The sequence below is a fragment of the Aeromonas sp. 2HA2 genome, from assembly GCF_029237345.1.
In the GTDB taxonomy this organism is placed as follows: Bacteria; Pseudomonadota; Gammaproteobacteria; order Enterobacterales; family Aeromonadaceae; genus Aeromonas; species Aeromonas salmonicida.
Map to the genome: position 1 here is coordinate 90585 of NZ_JAACGB010000008.1, position 22473 is coordinate 113057.

Consider the following 22473-nt stretch of genomic DNA (forward strand, 5'->3'; position numbering starts at 1 on the left):
AGTGTGGTTCACCATGAGCCAGCAATGGCGGGGATGAGTGTGGCAGAGAAACCGCAGACACAGTCCCGAGACACATCAAGGAGAGCGGAAATGACCCACCAGGCTACCCTGCCGGTACGTTGCATCGGAAATCGAGCCGGATCAATCGCCCAGTCACAAAGCCAAGGAGAGCAGCATGAGTCATAAGGCCACCCTGGCGGTACGCACCGGGATTGAAACAGACACGCAGCACGGTGCCGTGGTGCCGCCCATCTACCTCTCCAGCAACTACACCTTTGCCGACTTTGGCGAGCCCCGTCAATACGATTATGCCCGCTCCGGCAATCCGACCCGCACCAATCTGGCGGACGCCCTGGCGGCGCTGGAAGGAGGCGCTGGCGCCGTTGTGACCGGCACTGGCATGGGGGCCATCCATCTGGTGACCACGGCTCTGCTCAAGGCGGGGGATCTGCTGATCGCCCCTCACGACTGTTACGGCGGTACTTGGCGCCTGTTCGAGTATCTGGCTGCCAAGGGCCACTATCGGGTGCAGTTTGTCGATCAGGGTGATGAGGCCGCACTGGCAGAGGCGCTGACACAGAAGCCGGCGCTGGTGTGGGTGGAGACCCCTTCCAACCCCTTGCTGCGGGTAGTGGACATCACCGCCATCGCCGCCGCCTCCCATGAGGTGGGTGCCCAGGTGGTGGTGGACAACACCTTCCTCTCTCCGCTGCTGCAACAGCCGTTGTCGCTGGGTGCGGATCTGGTTGTGCACTCCACCACCAAGTACATCAACGGCCACTCCGATGTGGTGGGGGGGGTGGCCATTGCCAAGGATCCCGCGCTGGCTGAATCACTGGTGTGGTGGGCCAACTGTCTGGGGCTCACCTCCGGGGCGTTCGACTCCTACCTCACCCTGCGCGGCCTGCGCACCCTGGCTCCCAGATTGCGCGCCCATCAGGAGAACACGGACCGCATTCTCGCCTTCCTGCAGCAACAGCCGCTGGTCAAAAAAATCTATCATCCCAGCCTGCAGAGCCATCCAGGCCATGATATTGCGCGCCGTCAACAGTCCGGCTTCGGCGCCATGCTAAGTTTTGAACTCGATTGCAACGAGGCGGGATTACGCACCTTCCTCGCGGCCCTCACCCTCTTCTCGGTAGCCGAGTCTCTCGGCGGGGTGGAGAGTCTGGTGGCCCATCCGGCCAGCATGACCCACAGGGCCATGACACCGGCGGCGCAGCAGGCGGCGGGCATCAGCGCCCAGTTGCTGCGTCTGTCGGTGGGTATTGAACACGGTGAAGATCTGGTGGCCGATCTGGCTCAGGCTTTTGAACAGGCGCAGCTGGCAGAACAGGTGGCGAAGTAATGGAACAGCAGCAAGGAGATATAGCGGTGGCAACACAAGCAGGGTTGAAGCGGCGGCAGGTACACAAGTTTGGTGGCAGCAGTCTGGCGGATCCGGTCTGCTATCGCCGGGTCGCCGCTATCGTCGAACAGCAGGTTGGCGGGGATGAGCTCGTCGTGGTCTCCGCCGCCGGCAAGACCACCAACCGCTTGATCCAGCTGGTGGAGCTGGCCGATGCGGGGGATGAGGCGGCCGGTGAAGCCATCTCTGCGCTGCAAGCTTATCAGCAGAGCCTGATCGATGGCCTGCTGGAGGGAGAGCTGCAGCTCGACTTGAGCCAGCAGCTGGCCGACGACATGCAGCTGATCGCCAAGACCCTGGAGGGGCAGTTTGACCGCTTCGCCCGCAACGGCCTGCTCGCCTTTGGCGAAGTGTGGTCGGCGCGCCTGCTGGCCGCCCTGCTCACCAGCCGCGGTGAGAAGGCCATCTGGCTTGATGCCCGCAGCTTCCTGCGTGCCGAGGATGGTGCCCTGGTCAAGGTGGATACGGCCCTTTCCAGTGAACTGCTCAAGGCCCGTCTGGCCGAACATGCCGGTCGCATCGTGGTGACCGGTTTCATCGCCGCCGACATGGAGGGGCGCTCCCTGCTGCTCGGGCGCAACGGCTCCGACTACAGCGCCAGCCTCTTGGCAGCCCTGGCTGATGGCGAATCCACCACCATCTGGAGCGACGTGGCCGGTGTCTACAGCGCCGATCCGCGCCGGGTGAAGGAGGCGCGCCTGCTGGAGCGTCTCAGTCTGGCAGAAGCAAACGAGCTGGCTCGCCTCGGTTCGTCCGTGCTGCATTCGCGCACCCTGCAACCGGTGGCGGACAGTCGCCAGCGTCTCACCCTGCGCTGCAGCTACAACCCGGATGAGGGCTGTACTCACATACTGCGCCGGGCGCCGCGCTCCGGTGGTGCCCGCATCGTCTCCTCTGTGGATCAGATCGCTCTCATTGAGCTGAAAGTGCTGCCACAGACCCACTATGAGCAGACGGTGGCGGCTATCGAGGCCCATCTGGCCCGCCACCGCCTCAACCCGCTCACCCTGCAGCGTCAGCCGGATCGGCGGGTACTGCGTCTGGCCTATACCCTGGAAGTGGCGGAAGGGGCGTTCGAGATACTGCGCGACTTCCAGCTGCAGGGCAGCTTCACTGGCCTTATCCAGAAAGAGGGATTCAGTCTGGTGGCCCTGGTGGGGGCTGGTGTCACCGACAACGCCGAGCAGTGTCACCGCTTCTATCAGTTGCTGGCGGATCAGCCGCTGGAGTTCGTGCAGGTGGCCAGAGATGGCCTGAGCTTGGTGGCCGTGCTGCGTCAGGTGGTGCTGGAGCCGCTTCTTATCGCCCTGCACAGCGCCCTGTTCAGCCGCCCGACCCGGGTCGGACTGGTGGTATTTGGCAAGGGCAACATAGGCGGCCACTGGCTCACCCTCTATGCCCGCGAGAAGGCGCGGCTCGAACACGAGCTCAATCTGGCGTTGACCCTGTACGGGGTGTTCAGCTCCGAAGGGGGGCTGCTGGACGAAGAGGGGCTGGATCCCCTCAAGGTGCAGGACAAGTTCAACCCCAAACCGCTGATCTGGCCCGAACTGCTGACCCAGCTGGAGCAGCACAGTTTCGATACGCTGATTGCCCTGGACTTGACCGCCAGCGAGACGGTGAGTCGCTACTACCCGGACTTCGCCCAGCTCGGAATTCACATCATCGCCGCCAACAAGTTTGCCGGTGCCGCCGAGAGCGAGTTCTACCAGCGCATCAAGCAGACCTGCCGCGATCATCAGGTGCAGTGGCGCTACAACGCCACAGTGGGCGCCGGGCTGCCGATCCAGTCCAGCATCCAGATGCTGCGCCAGAGCGGCGACCGCATTCAGGGGGTCTCGGGTATTTTCTCCGGCACCCTCTCCTGGCTGTTCCAGCAGTATGACGGCACGCGCCCCTTCTCCGAGCTGGTGGACGAGGCGTGGCAGCACGGTCTGACCGAGCCGGACCCCCGTGAGGATCTCTCCGGCCAGGATGTGCGCCGCAAGCTGCTGATCCTGGCGCGGGAGGCGGGCTTCGAGCTGGATTCCGCGGATATCGAACTGGAAAACCTGGTGCCGGTGACACTGCGCAAGGTGAGCACGGATCAGTTCATGGACAGGCTCAAGGATCTGGATGACCCGATCCAGACCGCATTTGAGGGGGCGCGTCGGGTTGGCAAGGTGCTGCGCTACGTCGCCCGCTTCGAGCACGATGGCAAGGCCAGGGTCGGGCTGGAGGCGCTGGAGCCTCACCACCCGTTCGCCAATTTGCTGCCTTGTGACAACGTGTTCGCCATCGAGAGCGACAGCTATCGTACCAACCCGCTGGTGATACAGGGGCCGGGGGCAGGGCGTGAAGTAACGGCCGCCGCCATCCAGTATGACCTGTGGCAGATCTGCGCCAGCCTCTGAGAAGATCTCTGAGGCGGGAAAAGTGACGGCCGCCGCCATACACAGCGCGTTCTGTGGCGGGTCTGCGTCCGTCTCTGGGAAGATCTCTGAGGTGGGGAAAGTGGCGCTCGGATCTGGTGCTGTCACCGCAAATAAACAGAGGGCGCCCGGTTGGCGCCCTCTTGCTATGGCTCGCCCGGCCCGAACCGACTGTGGACCGGATCGTAGAAGTAAGCCTGGTAGTTGAAGCCTATCCCCTTGATGAAGGGGTTCTCAAGCCGAAACAGGCGGCGTGTATCGAGGTGGGCGAAGGTGAGGGAAGGTTTGAAGGTGTTGAGCCAGAGGATTTGCAACGAACCGTCTTGCCAGGCGGCTTTCAGCCCGGCCTCTACTCTCTGTATGGCCTCCCGATTGGCATTGTGGGCGAAGAAGACCCGGGGCAGGGGATAGTAGAGGGCTATGCTCTCATCCATGACCAGGTCCCTGATCTCCTTGTGGTTCAGTTTCTCCTGCGGCAACTCGTTGATCCCGCGACAGAAGAGATCGAAGCGACCGCGTGCCACCATCTTGAACAGCAGCTCATAGCCTTCTACTTCCTGCACCTTGAACCCTGCCTGCCTCAGGATCTGTACATCGAGCCAGCCCTTGCCCTGGCCGAGAGTAAACTTCTTCAGCTGATCCAGAGTGGTGACGCTGGCGACGGCTGCCTGCTGTTGGGGGCTGACGAAGCAGATGCGGTAGCTGACGATCCCGAGATGGATGGGGAAACGAACATAGTCGACCCCCGTCATGTCACGGTCTGAGCGGTAGCTGTCCATGGCAAACAGGTTGGGATAGTGGTTGAAGCGCAGGCTGATCCACATCCTGGCCAATGTCATGGGTGGTGCGGCTCGCAATTGAAAGTCACCATGGCTGGCGCGAGTCTTCTCCAGCGCCAGTCGCAGCAGTTCACGGTCATAGGTGACTCTGGGATCCCGTTCACTCTCCGGGCTCATGTGGGTGAACAGAGTCGGTGTGGCAGCCTGCGCTGACGGGGTCAACAAGAGGAGAAGCAGAGAAAACCAGATCATCACGACCTCCTGTCGAAAAATAGACTCTTCTGAATATAGTGGCTGCGGCCGTGTTACTGCGTCTGTGTCACCTGGCGTCAGGGCTCGCCGTTTCTCGTGCCTCCTGAGCCAAAGGTGCCCCTGAGCGGATCGTAGGTGTAGTCGCGGTAGTCAATCTCCAGCTCCCGGAGTTGCGGATTTTCCAACCGGAACAGCCGTCGTTTATCCAGTCTGGCAAAGTCGAGGGCTGGCTTGAAGGTCTTGAGCCAGAGGGTCTGCAAGGAGCCATCTTGCCAGGCCAGTAACAGTCCTGTCTGGATGCGTTTGAGGGCGTGCTTGTTCCCCTTGTGGGTATAGAAGAGGTGGATGAAGGGATAGTGGAGGGCTATGTGTTGATCGACAGTGAGGCGGGTGAGATCCCTGTGGGTTTCCAGCTCGGTAAGCAGCTCGTTGGCCCCCCGGCAGAACAGGTCGATCCGGCCCCGCTCTACCAGTTTGAACAGGCGCTCGTAGTTGTCGACCTCCTGCACTCGCATGCCTGCATGACGCAAAATGGTGACATCCTGCCAGCCCCGCCCCTGGCCATGGAGGAAGCTTTTCAACTCATCAAGGCGGGTCAGTCTGGCTAGTGCCTGTTGACGCTGGGGACTGACAAAACAGATCCGATAACTCAGTATGCCGAGGTCTACCGGGAAGGGAACATAGTCGAGAGAGTCGGCTTCACTGGCCGGGCGCTGGCTATCCACCGCAAAAAAGTTGGGGTAGCTTCCTTGCTGTATGGCTAGCCGCAGCCGTACCCGATTCATGGGCAGTGCGGCCTGCAGCTCATACTCGCCGTAGCTGACACGGGTTTTATCCAGCGCCAGCTGCAGCAGGTCACGGTAATAAGATGCCCGCTTGTCCTGTTCGCTCTCCGGGCTGGCATGCGTAAAAATCTCGACCGCCAGCAAGGGCTGGGTCAGCAGCAGGTTGCCAAGCAGCAACCAGAACGGGAACAGGCCATAACGGATCATGCGATGTTTCCAGACACACTCTTGCTTGAGTGTAGTGTGCCCAGCCTGTTTGCCCGTGCTACCAGAACATCCGGCCGAGCAGAGGGGCGAGCAGCACCGTCACCATGCCCGCTATCATCATCACCATGCTGGAGACGACGCCCTCTTCGTTACCCATCTGGTACGCCTTGGCGGTACCGGCGCCATGGGCCGAGGCGCCGAAACCGGCCCCCTTGCCGAGGCGGCTGCGAATGGCGAGCAGGGTGAGCACGCTCTCCCCCACCGCCATGCCGATCACCCCGGTCAGCACCACAAACAGCGCTGTGAGATCGGTCTGGCCGCCGATGGCGCGGGTCGCTTCCACTGCGAACGGTGTGGTGATGGAGCGCATCGCCAGGCTGCGCTGCAACATGTCGGAGAGGTGCAACCATCGCGCCAGCAGCACTGTGCTGCCCACTGCCATGATGACGGAGGCGACGACGCCTACCGAGAGGGAGAGCCAGTGCCGGTGGATCAGCTGGCGGTTCTCATAGACGGGCACGGCGAAGGCGACGGTGGCCGGTCCCAGTAACCAGAGCAGCCAGTGGGATTGAGCCATGTAGTCCTGATAGGGGATGTGAAACTGCAGCACCACGGCCACCAGCAGGGTGGGCGCCAACAGCAGCGGCATCAGGGGCAGTATGCGCTTGCGACCATAGAGCCACTTGCTGGCGTAGTAGAACAGCAGGGTAAGGGCGAAGCAGAGCAGGCCGAGCAGGGTATCAGACATGGCGGCGACTCCGGCGGGCGAGCTTCAGTTCGAGGCGATAGACCCTGTCCACCACCAGCGCAGTGGTGCCCAGCACCAGAGTGGTGCTGATCAGCAAGACCAGCATGATGCGCCACCCCTCCTGCAACAGCAGATCCTGATAGTTGACCACGGCCACCACGGCCGGCACGAAGAACAGCAGCATCTCGGCCAGCAGCCAGCGGGCACCTGCGCTGAACCACTGGGTCTTGACCACGCCGAGCAGGATCAGGACCAGCAGTGCCAGCATGCCGGTGAGGTTGGCGGGCAACGGCAGGTGGAAGGTACGTACCGCCGCATCGGCCAGCAGCCAGATGGCGGCCAGCAGGGCGATTTGGAAGGGAGTCTGGAACCAGCGAATGCAGAGGGCTTTCATGATGGGTGTCTTTCTGTGAACTGGCTCACAGTATAGAGACGGGTTAAACCTGCAAAAAATGAATTTAAATTATCAAATTCATGCCAAAGAGGCATGATAAAGGCTCCGGCCAGCATAGAGAGCACCATGGATATCCGAGCCCTGCGTTACTTTGTGGAACTGGTGCGGGAGCAAAGTTTCACCCGAGCCTCCGAGAAGCTGTTCGTCACCCAGCCCACCATCAGCAAGATGATCCGCAATATCGAGGAGGAGCTGGGCCAACCCTTGCTCAACCGCGAGGGGCGCCGCTTCACCCTGACCGACAGCGGCCAGGTGCTGTTCAACCGGGCCCAGACCATACTGGCCGAGATGCAGCAGCTGGAGGCCGAGCTTGCGGATCTGCAGAGCCTGCAATTTGGCCGGTTGGCTCTCGGCATACCGCCCATGGTGGGCCACGTCTATGCGGATCTCATTCGTACCTATCGCAGCCGCTACCCCAAGGTGGAGCTCTCCATCGTCGAATATGGTGGTCGGCGCATCGAGCAGGCTGTGCTGGCGGGGGAGCTGGATCTCGCCATCACCATGCTGCCAACCCGGGAGGGGGGCGCCCTGAGCGCGCTGGAGCTGGATCAGTATCCCATTCAGGTGGTGCTGCCGGACTTGCCGCGCTGGCGCGCATGCAGCGAGATCCGGCTGGAGGATTTACGTGATGAACCCTTCCTGCTCTACACCCTGGCCTTCACCCTGAGCGAGCGGCTGGAGCAGGCATGCCAGCAGGCGGGCTTCGTGCCCCAGGTGGCAGCCCGCAGCAGCCAGTGGGACTTTCTCACCGCCATGGTGAGCAGCGGCATGGGGGTCGCCTTTTTGCCCGAACCCATCTGCCGTCGGTTGACACCGGACGGGCTGGTGCTGCGGCCGCTTTTGCCTGAACTCAGCTGGCGGCTCGGGGTGATCTGGCCGAGCGATCGCTATCTCTCCCGCACCGCCGAAGCCTGGCTCGCGCTCTGCCGCGAGCAGGGCTGACACCGTGCTCAGTCTTTGCCGAAGCGATCCGTCATGGGGTTGTAGAAGTAGGGGAGATAGTCGAAGTTGATCCCCTCGAGGAAGGGGTTTTCCAGTCGCAGCATGCGCCGCTGCTTGAGCCCGGCAAAGGCGATGGCGGGGCCGAAGCTATGGCGCCACAGCGCTTGCAGGGATCCGTCCTGCCATGCCCGGTGCAGGCCGACCTCTACCCGTTTCAGGGCATCACCATTTGCCATGTTGGTGTAAAAGAGCCGAGGTAGCGGGTAGTAGAGCAGCAGATGGTCGTCTACCAGCAGGTTCGCAACGTCCTTGTGGGTAAGCTGTTCGCTGCGCAATTCGCTCGCGCCACGGCACAAGAGATCGAAACGGCCACGAGCCACCATTTTGAACAGCATCTCGTAACTCACCACCTCCACGACCTTGAGACCGGCATGGCTCAGTATTTCCACATCCAGCCAGCCTTTGCCCTGGCCAAAGGTGAAACGGCGCAACCCGTCCAGATCGGTTACCCCAGCCATGGCCGCCTGCTGCCGGGGGTTGACGAAGCAGATGCGGTAGCTGACGATGCCCAGATGAATGGGAAAGCGGACATAGGCCAGCCCCTTCCCATTGCGCCTGCTGCTGTAACTGTCCATGACGAACAGGTTGGTAAAGCTGTTGAATTGCAGGCTGAGGCGCGCTCTGTCCTTGGTCATGATGGGGGCGGGCACCAGCTCATAGTCACCAAACATGTCGCGGGTTTTGTCGAGCGCCAGTCGTAGCAGCTCTCTGTCATAGGTCATGCGGGGATCCCGTTCGCTCTCCGGGCTGATGTAGGTGAAACGGGTGGCTGCCATCAGAATGGAAGGGAGGAAAAAGCAGAGGGTCAGAAACAGGAATCTATACATCTCGGCTAGGCTCAACGACTATCTTGCATCCATTATAGTTCGCTGTTTTTGGGTCTTGCCCGGTCGCAGGCCACGCATCTGCTCGGCGAAGAGTGCGTTCACACCGCCATCAGGACGACTTCATCAAGTTTCCCAACTGGCGACATAGCTGGCGCAGTGTCTGGTTGTCGAGGGCGCCAAAGCCGAGCAGCCAGCCCTCCAGATTTGGCTCGCCGAGATAGAACTGTCCGAGTGGACGAAGACCTATGCCCCGGGCATTGGCGGGGTTGGTCCAGCGGGTCTCGCCGCCAGCGGGCAACAGCACGGCGCATTGCAGCCCGGCGCCGCTGTGAACCGGGGTGAGCTGCGGGCAGTGACTGGCGAGCTCGGTTAGCAGCAGGTCGCGCCGGCTCTGGTAGATGAGCCGACTCTGGCGCAGGTGGGCGGCGAAGTGACCGGCGCGGATGAAGTCCGCCGTGACCGCTTGCTGCAACTGGTTGCTGTGGCCATCAAAGGCAGCCCTGGCCTGGCAGAAGGCACTCATCAGCGGCCTTGGCAGCACCAGATAAGCGAGTCGCAACGAACCGAACAGCACCTTGCTGAAGGTCCCCACATAGATGACTCTCCCCTGGTTATCCAGCCCCTGCAAGGCGGGCAGCGGGCGCTGATCGTACTGATATTCCCCATCGTAATCGTCCTCCAGGATCCAGGCGCCTTGACGCTTGGCTTCTCTCAGCAACGCCATTCGGCGGGCGAGGCTCATGGGCACGCCCAGGGGGTACTGGTGGGCCGGCGTGGTGTAGATGAGGCGCGGCGCCGGGTGTTGCCCCAGCGGGTTGAGCCCCTCCCCATCCACTGGCACAGGGTGCACTCTGGCACCGGCGCTCTCCATGGCTGTACGGGCCCCGGGGTAGCCGGGATCCTCTACCCAGACGGTATCACCGGCATCGATGAGCAGCTGGGTCGCCAGCAGTATCCCTTGCTGGGAACTGGTGAGGATCAGGATTTGATCCGGTTCGCACACCACGCCGCGGGACTGCACCAGATAGCTGCTGATGGCGGCCCGCAGCTCAGGCAAGCCTTGCGGGTCGCCATAGTTCATCCAGCGTTCGCCTTGCTGACGCCACTGCTGCTGCATCAGCCGACCCCAGAGCGCATGGGGGAAGAGGCGGGAGTCAGGCTGACTGGACGCAAACGAGGTGCCGACGAGTGGTGTGTCATGACAGGCGCCGCCTGCCGCCATCTCCTGACCACGGCGGGAGAGTCCGGCCGCCGACTGGGGCGGACGTGGCGCCGGGCACACCGTTGCCAGGGCTACAAAGCTGCCGGCCCCCACCTTGCGCACCAGATAACCTTCCGCCTCCAGCCGACCATAAGCCAGCTCTACCGTGCTGCGGGAGACCCCCAGATCCCCTGCCAGCATACGGCTGGCGGGCAGCCGGCTGTGCTGGGGCAGATGGCCGGCCAGGATGGCACCGCGCAGGGTGCGCACCAGCTGCTCGTGCAGCGGCAGCTCGCTAGCTTGCTGAGTGGCAAACAGGGTTGGCAGGGCGGGCATGGCTATCTCCGGCGCTTGGCATAATTGGTCTGCCCATATTGGCAAAATTGGTCGGCGTGGCAAGGCCATTATCCCGTTACATTGGTGCGCAAGGAACATGAGCAACCATATTGGCAACGAAAGGAGTCTGCATGTCGGAATACAGCGCCATCATCAGCTGGGAGCGAGGTGCCAGCGAGCGCTTCCTCGATCAGCGCTACAGTCGGGCCCATCAATGGGAATTCGACGGCGGCGTCAGAGTGGCCGCTTCCTCCTCCCCGCACGTGGTGCCCTTGCCCTGGTCGGTGGCCGAGCACGTCGATCCGGAGGAGGCCTTTGTGGCCGCCCTTTCCAGCTGCCACATGCTGACCTTTCTCTGGCTGGTGGCCAAGCAAGGCTATCTGGTGGACCGCTATCGGGATCAGGCGATTGGCGTCATGGAGGAGGATGAACGGGGGCGTCAGTCGATTACCCGGGTGACCCTGCGCCCGCAGGTATTGTTTGGCGGCGCACGCCAGCCGACCCTGGCCGAGCTGGAGCAACTGCACCACCAGGCCCACGAGGAGTGCTTCATCGCCAACTCGGTCAGGACCACAGTGACCACCCAAATCGTACTGTGGCCACGGGAGGCTTCCCTATGAGCCATGTATTGGGCTCCGACCTCATCAGCCTGGTCAACACCATCGCCACCACCCGGATCCGGGTTTAGCCACAAGGAGCTTCACCATGAGTCATGTATTGAGTACGGGTCTTGCCAGCCCGATGGACGCTAGCGCCTTTTTCGAGGCCCAGCTGAGATTTCGCACCGACCCGGCGGACCTGGCTGCCGATCTGCTGGAAAAAGAAGAGCGCATCGTCGTCATCGACACTCGATCCGCGCAGCATTACCGGCTGGGGCATATTCCAGGGGCCGTCTCTTTCCCCCATGGATCCATGAATCCGGCGACGACGGCCACCCTTGCGCGGGACAAGGTTTATGTCTGCTACTGCGATGGCATAGGCTGCAACGGGTCGACTCAAGGGGCCTACAAACTGGCGGCGCTGGGCTTTCAGGTCAAGGAGCTGATCGGTGGCCTGCACTGGTGGCGTCAGGATGGCTTTGCCGTCGCCCTTGGTGAAGATGCGGGCGTTTTGCTGGAAGGGGGAATGACCTGTGGCTGCTGATCATCATCTGAACGAGTTCGACCAAGCGGTTGGCGTCCCCTTGCCCGACTGGCGCGGGGCCGAGTTTCCTCCCCATCAGCCACTGTCAGGCTGGGGCTGCCGGCTGGAGCCGCTGGATCCCGAGCGCCACGGACCCGCTCTCTGGCAGGCGTTCGGCACCGACAGCGGGGCCATGTGGACCTATCTCACCAGTGGCCCCTTCGCCGATGAGGCGGCCATGCAGGCTTGGCTGCAACAGTGCATCGCCAAGGCGGATCCTCAGTTCTACGCCATAGTGGACGCAAAAACGGACGCCGACAGCGGCAAGGCACTGGGGCTGGCCAGCTACCTGCGCATCGATCCCCAGGCGGGCAGCATTGAGGTGGGCTGGCTGCACTTCTCGCCGGCCCTGCAACAGTCGCGGCTGGCGACGGCGGCCATGGCGCTGATGATGGCCAACGCCTTTGCCCTCGGCTACCGGCGCTACGAGTGGAAGTGCAATGCCCTCAACAAGCCCTCCTGGCGGGCGGCGCTGCGGCTCGGTTTCAGTTATGAGGGGACATTTCGCCAGAACAGGGTAGACAAGGGACGCAGTCGGGATACCGCCTGGTTCTCGGTGATCGACAGCGAGTGGCCCGCCCTGCAGGCGTGTTTCGCGCGCTGGTTGGCAGAGGAGAACTTCGATGAGGCTGGCAGGCAGCGGCTGCGGTTATCCGATCTGACCACCGCCTGTCATGGGAAAGCCGGGTGATATGCAGAGGCTCAGGGTTGGTCTGGGCCTCTCTTTTTGACTAGTCCCCCTGGTGTTCACCAATCGGGGCCGCAATCCATTTCATCAGCGTCAGCATGTCCTGTGGCGCCACCCCGACCGAGAGGCCGCGTTTGCCGCCGCTCACCAGGATTTCGTCAAACGCCATGGCGGAGTCATCGAGTACGGTTGGCAGCAGCTTCTTCTGGGCCAGCGGGCTGATGCCCCCCACCTTGTAACCGGTCAGCTTCTCGGCCTCCGCCGGTTTCATCATCTCCACCTTTTTCAAACCCGTGGCCTTGGCCAACTGTTTGAGACTGCACATGCCGGATGAAGGCACTATGGCCACCACTGCCTGCTTGTCATGATGGGCAATCAGGGTCTTGAACACCTGGGCTTCCGGCAGGCCGAGCCGGGTCGCGGCGTGCTTGCCGAAATCGTCGTGAGCATCGCACTCATAGGGGTAGAGCTTGTGGGGTATCTTGAGCTTTTTCAGCAGGTTGATGGCAGGAGTCATGGTGGTTGCCTTGAGTCAAAACAAGGCCAAACAGTCTGCTCTCGCGAGTCGATGGATGCAAGTCACCGCTGGCCTGTTCTGATGAGTGCCGAGGTTTCGTCAGAAGGGCTAAGGTGTTGAGCTTGACGCCCACTGAGATCCGGTTTCCCGTGCGCAATGGGCACAAGATAGCGTCATAAAAAAGGGGAACCGCAGTTCCCCTCATCATGAGTTGCCAATAACAGCGTTATCGCAGCAGCAGAACGGATGCCTGCGTGGTTTTCACTATGCCAGTGGTGGTACTGCCCACGATGAATTGCCTGATCCGTGAATGACCGTAAGCCCCCATGACGATAAGGTGGATCCCCATCTCGGTGGCATACTGACAAATCCCGGAGACAACCTCTCCCTGAAGCAGTTTGGCTTCGACCCTGATGCCGCCACTCTTCAATACCTGTTTGGCCTGCGCCAGCTGACGCTCGTGCTCGTCACTCGGCTCGGCGACCATCACCAGGTCACATTCAAGTCCTTTGAGCAGGGGACTGCTTGCGATCAACTCCAGCACCTTTTTGGCGGTCGGGCTGGCGTCATAGGCAAACAGGAAGCGGTCTGGTGCCTCAAATCCCGGCTGCACCACCATGATGGGATTGGCCAGGGTGCGGATGATGTTCTCGATATTGCTGCCAATCAGGTCGTGATCATGGGAGTGGGTCGTCCCTCTCTTGCCCATGATCATCATGCGCATCCCGGGTGACAGCGCCTGGGCAGCCTCCACCAGTTGCCCGTGGCGTTGCAGGGTATCGACCTCTGTCATCCCCAAGCCAGTCAGGTACGCCTGGCCGCTCTTGAGCAGCATGCGTCCCTGTTCATGGGCGAGGCGGCTGCGTTGATGATCCAGCTCGGCGAGCTCCTTGAGCAGATGCTCACGGCTGCCCAGGCCAATGTTGCCGGAGAGATCGGCCTGCCCTTCAAACTCGTTCTTTTCCAGCACATGCAGCAGGGTGACAGGCAATTCGGTCGTGGCGCTGGCCCATGCCGCTGCGTCGCACACCGCCGTCATGGCATTGGAGCCATCGATACAGGCAAAAATTCGTGTCATGGTAAATCCCTTCTTGTTATCAGTGGCCAGCCAGCAGCTTTTCAACTTCTTCGGGTTTGTCGTGCACACCGAAGCGGTCGACTATGGTGGCGCTCGCTTCGTTCAGGCCTATGAGTTCCACGTCGGTTCCTTCACGACGGAACTTGATGACCACCTTGTCCAGCGCAGTGACGGAGGTGATGTCCCAGAAATGGGCATGGGTCAGATCTATCACCACCTTGTCCAGCACTTCCTTGAAATCGAAACCGGCAAAGAATTGTTCGGCACTGGCGAAGAAAACCTGGCCCCGCACCTGATAGGTGCGCACCTCGCCACTGCGCTCACTGTCGCTCTTGACCAGCATGAAGCGAGCGACCTTGTTGGCGAAGAACAGGGACGCCAGCAGCACACCGACAAATACCCCGAGTGCCAGGTTATGGGTAGCCACGACCACGGCCACTGTCGCGACCATCACTATATTGGTGGAGAGCGGGTGCTTTTTGAGATTGCGAACCGACTCCCAAGAGAAGGTACCGATAGAGACCATGATCATCACGGCCACCAGTGCCGCCATGGGGATCTGGCGGATCCACTCATCCATGAACACCACCATCAGGATCAGCAGGGTGCCTGCGAAAAATGTGGAGAGACGGCCGCGGCCACCGGATTTGATGTTGATGATCGACTGGCCAATCATGGCGCACCCCGCCATGCCGCCCATCAGACCCGCGCCTATGTTGGCGATCCCCTGGCCCTTGCACTCGCGATTGCGATCGCTCTGGGTATCGGTCAGGTCATCGACAATGGCCGCCGTCATCATGGATTCGAGCAGACCAACGACTGCCAGCGCCGCAGAATAGGGGAATATGATGGCCAGCGTCTCGAAATTGAGGGGGACTTCTGGCCACAGGAAGATGGGCAGGGTATCAGGCAGTTCGCCCATGTCACCCACGGTGCGGATATCGAGACCCATTGTGATGGCAATCGCCGTCAGGATGACGATGCAGAGCAGCGGGGAGGGAACCAGCTTGCCCACCACGGGAATGAGTGGAAACAGATAGATGATGCCAAGCCCGGCTGCCGTCATGGCATAGACCTGCCAGGTGACGTTGGTCAGCTCCGGCAACTGGGCCATGAAGATGAGGATCGCCAGCGCATTGACGAAGCCGGTGACCACGGAGCGGGAGACAAACCGCATCAGGCTGCCCAGCTTCAGGTAACCCGCCGCTATCTGGAAGAGGCCGGTCAGCAAGGTGGCGGCCAGCAGATATTGCAGACCATGATCTTTGACCAGGGTCACCATCAGCAGCGCCATGGCACCGGTGGCGGCGGAGATCATGCCCGGGCGGCCACCGACGAAGGCGATGACGACAGCGATACAGAAGGAGGCATAAAGGCCGACCTTGGGATCAACGCCGGCGATGATGGAGAAGGCGATGGCCTCCGGGATCAGCGCCAGCGCCACCACTGTACCGGCCAGCAGGTCGCCACGGATGTTGGAGAACCACTCTTGTCTTGCACGTTCTAGCATTCGGGATTTTCTCGCTTGTTATGTGTCCATAGCCGCACACATCCACCAACCTGAAGTCAGATGGAGTGAGAGCATGAACAGATAGTTTTGTTGGTATTCAACGGGTAAACAAAAGCACTCCGGTTGTGATAACCAGAGTCTGGCGGCAGCAGCCGCTAAGGAGGGGGTTAAGGCGGCGTTACAGTCACGCCAGAGCATAAATTAATCATGGAGGCGGCATGTTAACAGCCATTGCATCCACAGGAAAGTGTGGTTGGCATCACGATAGCACTGTGTGTTTGTTGTGATAGCGGTGCCGATCACGTTGAGCCTGGCTGGCTGTATTGATTTCAACCAGTTGATATATAGTCGAAAACTGTTTTATTGGCCCGTCGTCGTATGATGGCGGCAGATATTTCAATCACCCTGATCTATGCCTGCCGTGACTCAGGCTTTCCTCCCGTTTTCCCGCCCATTGGCGCAATGATGAGCTCTGAACGAATGACATCAGGCTGCCAGTATGTCTGTGCTGAGACTGCTGCGGTTGCGGGGGATGGCGGCAGGATCGCATAATGAGCCTCTTCAACGAGCTAGGGAGCCGGGATGAAACTGGACGCAGAGATAGAGCACCTCGCCACCGAACTGGGCAAGGCCCTCGGCCAGCGAGGCTGGTTGGCGGCTACCGCCGAATCCTGTACCGGCGGCGGCGTAGCAACGGCCATCACCGACATTGCCGGCAGCTCTGGCTGGTTCGATCGCGGCTTCGTCACCTACACCAACCAGGCCAAGCAGCAGATGCTGGGGGTGAGTGACGAGAGTCTGCAGCAGCACGGCGCCGTAAGCGAGGCTGTGGTGCTGGAGATGGCCCGTGGCGCCCTGGCACACTCCTCGGCCGCCATCAGCGTGGCCATCAGCGGTATCGCAGGCCCGGGGGGGGCAACCGAAGACAAACCTGTCGGTACCGTCTGGTTCGCCTGGGCGGAACAGGGTGGCCGCCATCACTCTCTGCTGGCCCGTTTCGACGGTGACCGGCGTCAGGTACGCCAGCAGGCGGTCAGACAGGCCTTGTCCGGACTCTTGGCCCTGCTCAGATAAATTGGGCTTGATACTGTATGAATAGACAGTATACTTAGCCCAACTTCACTTATTACTCACGATTTCCAGCGGAGATTGGCATGGATCAGAACAAACAGAAGGCACTGGCGGCTGCGCTGGGTCAGATTGAAAAGCAGTTCGGCAAAGGCTCCATCATGCGTCTGGGCGACAGCAAGACCATGGATATCGAAGCCATCTCTACCGGTTCCCTCTCCCTGGACGTGGCGCTGGGCATTGGCGGTCTGCCGTGCGGCCGTATCGTCGAGATCTATGGCCCGGAATCTTCCGGTAAAACCACCCTCACCCTGCAGGTGATTGCGGAAGCCCAGAAGAAAGGCAAGGTCTGTGCCTTTATCGATGCGGAGCACGCCCTCGACCCCATCTATGCAGCCAAACTGGGCGTCAACGTCGATGACCTGCTGATCTCCCAGCCGGACACCGGTGAGCAGGCGCTGGAAATCTGCGACATGCTGGTACGTTCCAACGCCGTTGACGTCATCATCGTCGACTCGGTGGCCGCTCTGACGCCGAAAGCAGAAATCGAAGGCGAGATGGGGGATTCCCACGTCGGCCTGCAGGCTCGTCTGATGTCCCAGGCGCTGCGCAAGCTGACCGCCAACATCAAGAACGCCAACTGCCTCTGTATCTTCATCAACCAAATCCGGATGAAGATTGGTGTCATGTTCGGCAGCCCGGAAACCACTACCGGTGGTAACGCGCTCAAGTTCTACGCCTCAGTACGTCTGGACATCCGTCGCATCGGCGCCATCAAGGAAGGTGACGAAGTGGTCGGTAACGAGACCCGCGTCAAGGTGGTCAAGAACAAGGTTGCGCCTCCCTTCAAGCAGGCTGAATTCCAGATTTTCTATGGTGTCGGTATCTCCAAGGAAGGTGAGCTGGTGGATCTCGGCGTCAAGCACAAGCTGATCGACAAGGCCGGTGCCTGGTACAGCTACAACGGCGAGAAGATAGGTCAGGGCAAGGCCAACGTGATGAAGCTGTTCACCGAGAACAAGGTGATGGCGGCAGAGGTGGAAGCCAGACTGCGTGAGTTGCTGCTCTCCGGTGATGCGCCGGCCGAGACGCCGGTCGTGGCGGATGCCGACGAGCTCGAAGCCGAAAGCGAACAAGAGTTCGAATAACAGTGAGGCCGGGCTAACCCCCGGCCTTGTCATTTATGACTGATACACCCAACTGCGAACCCACTGAACCCTCCTTCGAAGAGCAGTTTGCTGCTGCCCGCGCTTTTGCCATGCGCAGTCTGGCTCGCCGCGAGAGCGCCGAGTCTGAACTGGCCAACCGGCTGCGCCAGCAGGGCTTCAACGAAGATGTCGCCTGCGCTGTCGTCGACTACTGCCGCGGGTATAACTGGGTCAATGACGAGCGCTATGGCGCCATGGCGGTGCGATCTGGTGCTGCCAAGGGCCATGGTCCCATCAAGATCCGCTTTGAGCTGCGTCGCAAGGGGCTGGACGATGGCCAGATAGAGGCCGCGTTCGATCAGCCTGAACTGGACTGGTTCGAGCTGGCTCTGGCCCTGCTTGAGCGACGAGCCAGAGCCCGCGATCTGGGAGACTTCAAACTGCGGATGAAGTGGCTCAAGTATCTGCTGGGACGCGGGTTTAATCAGGATCAGGCCCGTTATGCCATCGCGACCATGATGGAGAGCGAAACTCAAGACGATTGATCTGGAAGCGGCATGCAATCAGGCGTGCTGATTGCGCATACAGGCCTGGTTCCTGCATTGTTCCGGGTGACCGCCAGTCAGCCCATGAGGCCACAGGTCGCGTCACATCAAGCCACCAAGCGGTGCACAGATCGAACGGCAGGCCCACGTCCGCGTATTGAGGGTGGGTACCTTGTTTCTGTAAGCTCACCGACCCGTTTTGCCACGAATATTCCCCCGCGTGTGGCCGTATTTTCTCTGCAAAAACCGCTTGTCTGCCCCCATTGCCCGCCAACACACATTTATGTGCACTTTTTCACCCGTGACCGACCGGCACGTTTTACTTTACCCCGCAGAAAACTTACATTAATGCGGTTAAAAGTCCGTATTCGAATCAAGCAGGATTTTCCATGTATATGTCCACGTCAGAGATACGCGCTGCGTTTCTCGAGTATTTCCGCTCTCAGGGGCACCAGGTTGTCTCTTCCAGCTCGCTGGTACCGCATAACGACCCGACCCTGTTGTTTACCAACGCAGGCATGAACCAGTTCAAGGATGTGTTCCTTGGTGCAGACAAGCGTGCCTACAATCGGGCAACCACTTCCCAGCGTTGTGTTCGTGCCGGTGGTAAACACAATGACCTGGAAAACGTCGGCTATACCGCTCGTCACCACACCTTCTTCGAAATGCTGGGCAACTTCAGCTTCGGTGACTACTTCAAGCAGGACGCCATTCGTTTTGCCTGGGAATTCCTGACCGGTACTCTCCAGCTGCCCAAAGAGCGCTTGCTGGTAACCGTGTATGAAACGGACGATGAAGCCTTCAACATCTGGGCAAACGAAGTGGGTGTGCCGGTCGAGCGCATAGTACGCATCGGTGACAACAAGGGGGCAGCCTTTGCTTCCGATAACTTCTGGCAGATGGGTGATACAGGTCCGTGTGGCCCCTGCACCGAGATCTTCTATGACCACGGCGATCACATCTGGGGTGGCCCTCCCGGCTCACCGGAAGAAGATGGCGATCGTTTCATCGAGATCTGGAACGTGGTGTTCATGCAGTTCAACCGTCAGGCTGACGGTACCATGGAACCGCTGCCCCGTCCGTCCGTGGATACCGGCATGGGTCTGGAGCGTATATCCGCCATCATGCAGGGCGTGCACTCCAACTACGAGATCGACATCTTCCAGGCGCTGATCAAGAAAGCGGCCGAGATCGTGGGTACTACCGATCTCAGCAATCAGTCCCTGCGCGTCATCGCCGACCACATTCGCTCCTGCGCCTTCCTCATCGCAGACGGCGTCATGCCGTCCAACGAAGGTCGTGGCTATGTGCTGCGCCGCATTATCCGTCGCGCCGTGCGTCACGGTCGCAAGCTGGGTGCCACCGATGTCTTCTTCTACAAGCTGGCTGCCGAACTGGCGGTGCAGATGAAAGACGTGGGCGCCGAACTGATCGCCCAGCTGCCGCTGGTTGAGCGCGTGCTGCGCCTCGAGGAAGAGCAGTTCGTTCGTACGCTGGATCGCGGCCTGCTGCTGCTGGAAGACGTGCTGGCCAATCTGGGTGATGCCAAGGTCATACCTGGCGAGGTGGTGTTCAAGCTGTATGACACCTACGGCTTCCCGGCTGACCTGACCGCCGACGTGGTGCGCGAGCGCGAGATCGGCATCGACGAAGAGGGCTTCAATGCCGAGATGGAGAAGCAGCGTGCCCGCGCGAAAGAGGCCTCCAGCTTCGGTGTGAACTACAACGAAGTGCTCAAGCTCGACTTCGAGACCCCGTTTACCGGTTACAAGCAGCTGAGCCAGAAAACCAGCGTCGTCGGCATCTACAAGGATGGCGTCGAAGTGAATGGCCTCATCGCCGGTGAAGAAGCCGTCGTGGTACTGGCCGAGACTCCCTTCTACGCCGAGTCAGGTGGTCAGGTGGGTGATTGCGGTGTGCTCAAGGTAGATGACGGTATCTTCGCCGTGACCGATACCCAGAAAGCGGGCAAGGCCATCATCCACAAGGGTTATCTGGAGCTGGGTACCCTGGAGAAAGGCGCCCTGGTCGAAGCCGTTGTCGATGGCGAGCGTCGTCAGGCTGTGGCCCTGAACCACTCTGTGACTCACCTGCTGCACGCAGCCCTGCGCCAGGCGCTGGGGGATCACGTGACTCAGAAAGGGTCTCTGGTGGGGGCCGAGCGCATGCGCTTCGATTTCTCCCACTTCGAAGGACTGACCATGGCGACCATTCGTCGGGTCGAGGAGCTGGTCAATGCCCAGATCCGTGCCAACCACGACATCGCTACCCAGGTAATGGATCTGGAAGCGGCCAAGTCGGCCGGTGCCATGGCGCTGTTCGGTGAAAAATATGAAGACGACGTGCGCGTAGTGCGCATGGGCGACTACTCCACCGAGCTGTGCGGCGGTACTCACGCCAAGCGTACCGGTGACATCGGCTTCTTCAAGATCATCGCCGAGAGCGGCATTGCCGCGGGTGTGCGTCGCATCGAAGCCGTGACCGGCAAGGGTGCCATCGATTTCATGCACCAGATGGGTGAGCAGATCGAAGAGGCAGCGGCTCTGGTGAAGGGGGATCAGTTCTCCATCGCCGATAAAGTGCGCCAGATACTGGACAAGTCCAAGATGATGGAGCGCGAGCTGGAGCAGCTCAAGGCCAAGCTGGCCGCCCAGGCTGGTAGCGACCTGTTGAGCCAGGTGATCGAGATAAACGGTCAGAAGGTGCTGATAGCGGCGCTGGAAGGGGCGGATCCCAAGTCACTGCGTGGCATGCTGGATGAGCTGAAAAACCGGATGAAGTCCGGTGTCGTGCTGTTGGCAACCAGCAGCGATGACAAGGTCAACCTGATCGCCGGTGTGACCAGCGATTTGACCGGCAAGGTCAAGGCCGGTGAGCTGGTCAATCTGGTGGCCCAGCAGGTGGGTGGCAAGGGTGGTGGTCGTCCTGACATGGCTCAGGCGGGTGGCACTCAGCCAGAAGCTGTGCCTGCGGCACTGCAATCCGTTCACTCCTGGCTGGAAGAGCGCCTGTAAAAGGGCGAGGTGATCTGTGGCACTCTATGTACAGAAGTACGGCGGCACCTCGGTCGGCACGCTGGATCGGATCGAGGCGGTGGCTGAGCGGGTTCAACTGACCCGCGCCCAGGGACACGACGTGGTGGTAGTGGTCTCTGCCATGTCGGGGGAAACCAACCGGTTGCTGGGTATGGCCCAGCGGCTGGATCCTGATGCCAACCGGCGCGAGATGGATGTGCTCGTCTCCACCGGTGAGCAGGTCACCATAGCGCTGCTGGCGATCGCGTTGAACAAATGCGGTTGCGCTGCGGTCTCTATGACCGGCGATCAGGTACGCATTCATACCGACTCCGCCTATGGCAAGGCACGTATCACCCACATCGACACCGAACAGGTTCAGGCTGAACTGGGGGCGGGCAAGGTGGTGGTGATCGCCGGTTTCCAGGGCCGTGATGAGCACAATGCCATCACGACCCTGGGGCGCGGTGGTTCGGATACCACGGCAGTGGCGGTAGCCGCAGCCATCAAGGCCGATGAATGCCAGATCTTTACCGATGTGGATGGGGTCTATACCACGGATCCGCGCATCGAGCCCAAGGCGCGTCGTCTTTCCACCATCACTTTCGAGGAGATGCTGGAGATGGCGAGCCTGGGGGCCAAGGTGCTGCAGATCCGTTCGGTGGAGTTCGCGGGCAAGTACCGCGTACCACTACGGGTGCTGTCGAGCTTTGTCGATGGAGAGGGAACCTTAATCACATATGGAGGTGAGAGGATGGAAGCTCCCCTGGTATCCGGGATAGCCTTCAATCGCAACGAGGCCAGTCTGACCATTCTGGGTGTGCCGGACAGGCCCACAGTTGCGGCGCAGATCCTGAATCCGATCAGCGACGCCAACATAGATGTCGACATGATAGTGCAGAACACGCTGGGGGATGGCACAGCCGACTTCACCTTCACGGTGAATCGCGATGACTATCGCCGGGCGCGCGCCTTGCTGGAGGAGACCGCCAGCGAACTGGGGGCCGCCTGCGTGCAGGGCAACGGCGAGATAGCCAAGGTGTCCATTGTCGGTGTCGGCATGTGGAACCACCCCGGTGTCGCCCGCACCATGTTCAAGGTATTGGGCGAGGAGGGGATCAACATGCAGTTGATTTCCACCTCTGAAATCAAAATATCCGTGGTGATTGACGAGAAGTACCTGGAGCTGGCCGTGCGCGCCTTGCACGCCGCTTTCGGGCTGGATAATGAGCCTCATGAGCAGCCCTTGGGGAACAATCCCTGATTGATTTAGTTTCAACCATTTACCATATCGGTATCTTTGTAAGATAATG

General features: G+C 60.6%; 20 protein-coding genes. 11 read left to right on the top strand and 9 right to left on the bottom strand.

From position 1 onward, the window contains the following. Nucleotides 1-175 precede the first annotated feature (175 nt). Both metB and GWQ29_RS12335 read left to right on the top strand, forming a co-directional pair. The gene (metB, locus tag GWQ29_RS12330) at nt 176-1348 is read left to right on the top strand and encodes a cystathionine gamma-synthase (RefSeq protein WP_111588996.1); all 1173 of its coding nucleotides are present in this window, start codon (nt 176-178) and stop codon (nt 1346-1348) included. Beyond that, a complete protein-coding gene (locus GWQ29_RS12335; RefSeq protein ID WP_113720616.1) occupies nt 1348-3801 on the top strand; it encodes a bifunctional aspartate kinase/homoserine dehydrogenase II in 2454 nt (817 codons plus the stop codon). Before metB ends, GWQ29_RS12335 begins: the two co-directional genes overlap by 1 nt. A gap of 164 nt (nt 3802-3965) precedes the next feature. Here the strand turns inward: GWQ29_RS12335 and GWQ29_RS12340 are convergent, their stop codons facing one another. From GWQ29_RS12340 to GWQ29_RS12355, 4 genes are all read right to left on the bottom strand, one after another. Next, complete coding sequence (locus tag GWQ29_RS12340) at nt 3966-4850, bottom strand: hypothetical protein (RefSeq protein ID WP_275919535.1); 885 nt, start codon at nt 4848-4850, stop codon at nt 3966-3968. A 77-nt stretch (nt 4851-4927) separates the two neighbouring features. Further along, entirely contained in the window at nt 4928-5842 is a 915-nt protein-coding gene (locus GWQ29_RS12345; RefSeq protein WP_275919536.1) for a hypothetical protein, read from the bottom strand. Between the two features lie 58 nt (nt 5843-5900). After that, nucleotides 5901-6590 carry an LrgB family protein gene (locus tag GWQ29_RS12350; RefSeq protein WP_265420660.1) on the bottom strand — a complete coding sequence of 230 codons (690 nt, stop codon included), beginning with the start codon at nt 6588-6590 and terminating at the stop codon, nt 5901-5903. Further along, on the bottom strand, nt 6583-6984 hold the full coding sequence (locus tag GWQ29_RS12355) for a CidA/LrgA family protein (protein WP_017412989.1): 402 nt from the start codon (nt 6982-6984) through the stop codon (nt 6583-6585). Before GWQ29_RS12355 ends, GWQ29_RS12350 begins: the two co-directional genes overlap by 8 nt. 126 nt (nt 6985-7110) lie before the next feature. On the opposite strand from GWQ29_RS12355, the gene GWQ29_RS12360 reads away from it, so the two are divergent. Then, on the top strand, nt 7111-7986 hold the full coding sequence (locus GWQ29_RS12360; protein WP_275919537.1) for a LysR family transcriptional regulator: 876 nt from the start codon (nt 7111-7113) through the stop codon (nt 7984-7986). A gap of 8 nt (nt 7987-7994) precedes the next feature. Here the strand turns inward: GWQ29_RS12360 and GWQ29_RS12365 are convergent, their stop codons facing one another. Then, nucleotides 7995-8873 (bottom strand): hypothetical protein, encoded by an 879-nt coding sequence (locus GWQ29_RS12365; RefSeq protein ID WP_265420658.1) that lies wholly within the window; start codon nt 8871-8873, stop codon nt 7995-7997. 109 nt (nt 8874-8982) lie between these two features. Then, the gene (locus GWQ29_RS12370) at nt 8983-10410 is read right to left on the bottom strand and encodes a PLP-dependent aminotransferase family protein (protein WP_275919538.1); all 1428 of its coding nucleotides are present in this window, start codon (nt 10408-10410) and stop codon (nt 8983-8985) included. A 131-nt stretch (nt 10411-10541) separates the two neighbouring features. Between GWQ29_RS12370 and GWQ29_RS12375 the strand changes: the two genes are divergently transcribed. The 3 genes from GWQ29_RS12375 to GWQ29_RS12385 all read left to right on the top strand — a co-directional run bounded on the left by GWQ29_RS12375 (nt 10542) and on the right by GWQ29_RS12385 (nt 12283). Next, nucleotides 10542-11030 carry an OsmC family protein gene (locus GWQ29_RS12375; RefSeq protein WP_275919539.1) on the top strand — a complete coding sequence of 163 codons (489 nt, stop codon included), beginning with the start codon at nt 10542-10544 and terminating at the stop codon, nt 11028-11030. 85 nt (nt 11031-11115) lie between these two features. Next, nucleotides 11116-11553 carry a rhodanese-like domain-containing protein gene (locus tag GWQ29_RS12380; RefSeq protein ID WP_113720610.1) on the top strand — a complete coding sequence of 146 codons (438 nt, stop codon included), beginning with the start codon at nt 11116-11118 and terminating at the stop codon, nt 11551-11553. Beyond that, complete coding sequence (locus tag GWQ29_RS12385; RefSeq protein ID WP_265461981.1) at nt 11543-12283, top strand: GNAT family protein; 741 nt, start codon at nt 11543-11545, stop codon at nt 12281-12283. The genes GWQ29_RS12380 and GWQ29_RS12385 overlap by 11 nt, the downstream gene beginning before the upstream one ends. A gap of 40 nt (nt 12284-12323) precedes the next feature. Here GWQ29_RS12385 and ybaK read toward each other — a convergent pair whose 3' ends face one another. The 3 genes from ybaK to GWQ29_RS12400 form a co-directional block, all read right to left on the bottom strand. Then, nucleotides 12324-12797, bottom strand: coding sequence for a Cys-tRNA(Pro) deacylase (gene ybaK / locus GWQ29_RS12390; protein ID WP_059168794.1), 474 nt, complete (start codon nt 12795-12797; stop codon nt 12324-12326). Nucleotides 12798-13023: 226 nt separating this feature from the next. Next, nucleotides 13024-13875, bottom strand: a complete 852-nt coding sequence (locus GWQ29_RS12395) for a universal stress protein (protein ID WP_275910160.1) — start codon at nt 13873-13875, stop codon at nt 13024-13026. Between the two features lie 19 nt (nt 13876-13894). Continuing rightward, nucleotides 13895-15385, bottom strand: a complete 1491-nt coding sequence (locus GWQ29_RS12400; RefSeq protein WP_275919540.1) for a SulP family inorganic anion transporter — start codon at nt 15383-15385, stop codon at nt 13895-13897. A 582-nt stretch (nt 15386-15967) separates the two neighbouring features. Here GWQ29_RS12400 and pncC point away from each other — a divergent pair. The 5 genes from pncC (at nt 15968) to GWQ29_RS12425 (ending at nt 22424) form a co-directional block, all read left to right on the top strand. Beyond that, the gene (gene pncC, locus GWQ29_RS12405; RefSeq protein WP_058395350.1) at nt 15968-16459 is read left to right on the top strand and encodes a nicotinamide-nucleotide amidase; all 492 of its coding nucleotides are present in this window, start codon (nt 15968-15970) and stop codon (nt 16457-16459) included. Between the two features lie 80 nt (nt 16460-16539). Continuing rightward, on the top strand, nt 16540-17601 hold the full coding sequence (gene recA, locus GWQ29_RS12410) for a recombinase RecA (protein WP_265420651.1): 1062 nt from the start codon (nt 16540-16542) through the stop codon (nt 17599-17601). Nucleotides 17602-17636: 35 nt separating this feature from the next. Next, the gene (locus tag GWQ29_RS12415; RefSeq protein WP_265420650.1) at nt 17637-18146 is read left to right on the top strand and encodes a regulatory protein RecX; all 510 of its coding nucleotides are present in this window, start codon (nt 17637-17639) and stop codon (nt 18144-18146) included. A gap of 389 nt (nt 18147-18535) precedes the next feature. Beyond that, the gene (gene alaS / locus GWQ29_RS12420) at nt 18536-21160 is read left to right on the top strand and encodes an alanine--tRNA ligase (protein ID WP_275919541.1); all 2625 of its coding nucleotides are present in this window, start codon (nt 18536-18538) and stop codon (nt 21158-21160) included. Nucleotides 21161-21176: 16 nt separating this feature from the next. After that, nucleotides 21177-22424, top strand: coding sequence for an aspartate kinase (locus GWQ29_RS12425; RefSeq protein ID WP_275919542.1), 1248 nt, complete (start codon nt 21177-21179; stop codon nt 22422-22424). Nucleotides 22425-22473: the final 49 nt, after the last annotated feature.

What these genes read in the sequence shown, in the direction of transcription:
- metB (WP_111588996.1), top strand. Translation starts at nt 176, where the DNA reads ATGAGTCATAAGGCCACCCTGGCGGTACGCACCGGGATTGAAACAGAC.
- GWQ29_RS12335 (WP_113720616.1), top strand. Translation starts at nt 1,348, where the DNA reads ATGGAACAGCAGCAAGGAGATATAGCGGTGGCAACACAAGCAGGGTTG.
- GWQ29_RS12340 (WP_275919535.1), bottom strand. Translation starts at nt 4,850, where the DNA reads ATGATCTGGTTTTCTCTGCTTCTCCTCTTGTTGACCCCGTCAGCGCAG.
- GWQ29_RS12345 (WP_275919536.1), bottom strand. Translation starts at nt 5,842, where the DNA reads ATGATCCGTTATGGCCTGTTCCCGTTCTGGTTGCTGCTTGGCAACCTG.
- GWQ29_RS12350 (WP_265420660.1), bottom strand. Translation starts at nt 6,590, where the DNA reads ATGTCTGATACCCTGCTCGGCCTGCTCTGCTTCGCCCTTACCCTGCTG.
- GWQ29_RS12355 (WP_017412989.1), bottom strand. Translation starts at nt 6,984, where the DNA reads ATGAAAGCCCTCTGCATTCGCTGGTTCCAGACTCCCTTCCAAATCGCC.
- GWQ29_RS12360 (WP_275919537.1), top strand. Translation starts at nt 7,111, where the DNA reads ATGGATATCCGAGCCCTGCGTTACTTTGTGGAACTGGTGCGGGAGCAA.
- GWQ29_RS12365 (WP_265420658.1), bottom strand. Translation starts at nt 8,873, where the DNA reads ATGTATAGATTCCTGTTTCTGACCCTCTGCTTTTTCCTCCCTTCCATT.
- GWQ29_RS12370 (WP_275919538.1), bottom strand. Translation starts at nt 10,410, where the DNA reads ATGCCCGCCCTGCCAACCCTGTTTGCCACTCAGCAAGCTAGCGAGCTG.
- GWQ29_RS12375 (WP_275919539.1), top strand. Translation starts at nt 10,542, where the DNA reads ATGTCGGAATACAGCGCCATCATCAGCTGGGAGCGAGGTGCCAGCGAG.
- GWQ29_RS12380 (WP_113720610.1), top strand. Translation starts at nt 11,116, where the DNA reads ATGAGTCATGTATTGAGTACGGGTCTTGCCAGCCCGATGGACGCTAGC.
- ybaK (WP_059168794.1), bottom strand. Translation starts at nt 12,797, where the DNA reads ATGACTCCTGCCATCAACCTGCTGAAAAAGCTCAAGATACCCCACAAG.
- GWQ29_RS12395 (WP_275910160.1), bottom strand. Translation starts at nt 13,875, where the DNA reads ATGACACGAATTTTTGCCTGTATCGATGGCTCCAATGCCATGACGGCG.
- GWQ29_RS12400 (WP_275919540.1), bottom strand. Translation starts at nt 15,385, where the DNA reads ATGCTAGAACGTGCAAGACAAGAGTGGTTCTCCAACATCCGTGGCGAC.
- pncC (WP_058395350.1), top strand. Translation starts at nt 15,968, where the DNA reads ATGAAACTGGACGCAGAGATAGAGCACCTCGCCACCGAACTGGGCAAG.
- recA (WP_265420651.1), top strand. Translation starts at nt 16,540, where the DNA reads ATGGATCAGAACAAACAGAAGGCACTGGCGGCTGCGCTGGGTCAGATT.
- GWQ29_RS12415 (WP_265420650.1), top strand. Translation starts at nt 17,637, where the DNA reads ATGACTGATACACCCAACTGCGAACCCACTGAACCCTCCTTCGAAGAG.
- alaS (WP_275919541.1), top strand. Translation starts at nt 18,536, where the DNA reads ATGTATATGTCCACGTCAGAGATACGCGCTGCGTTTCTCGAGTATTTC.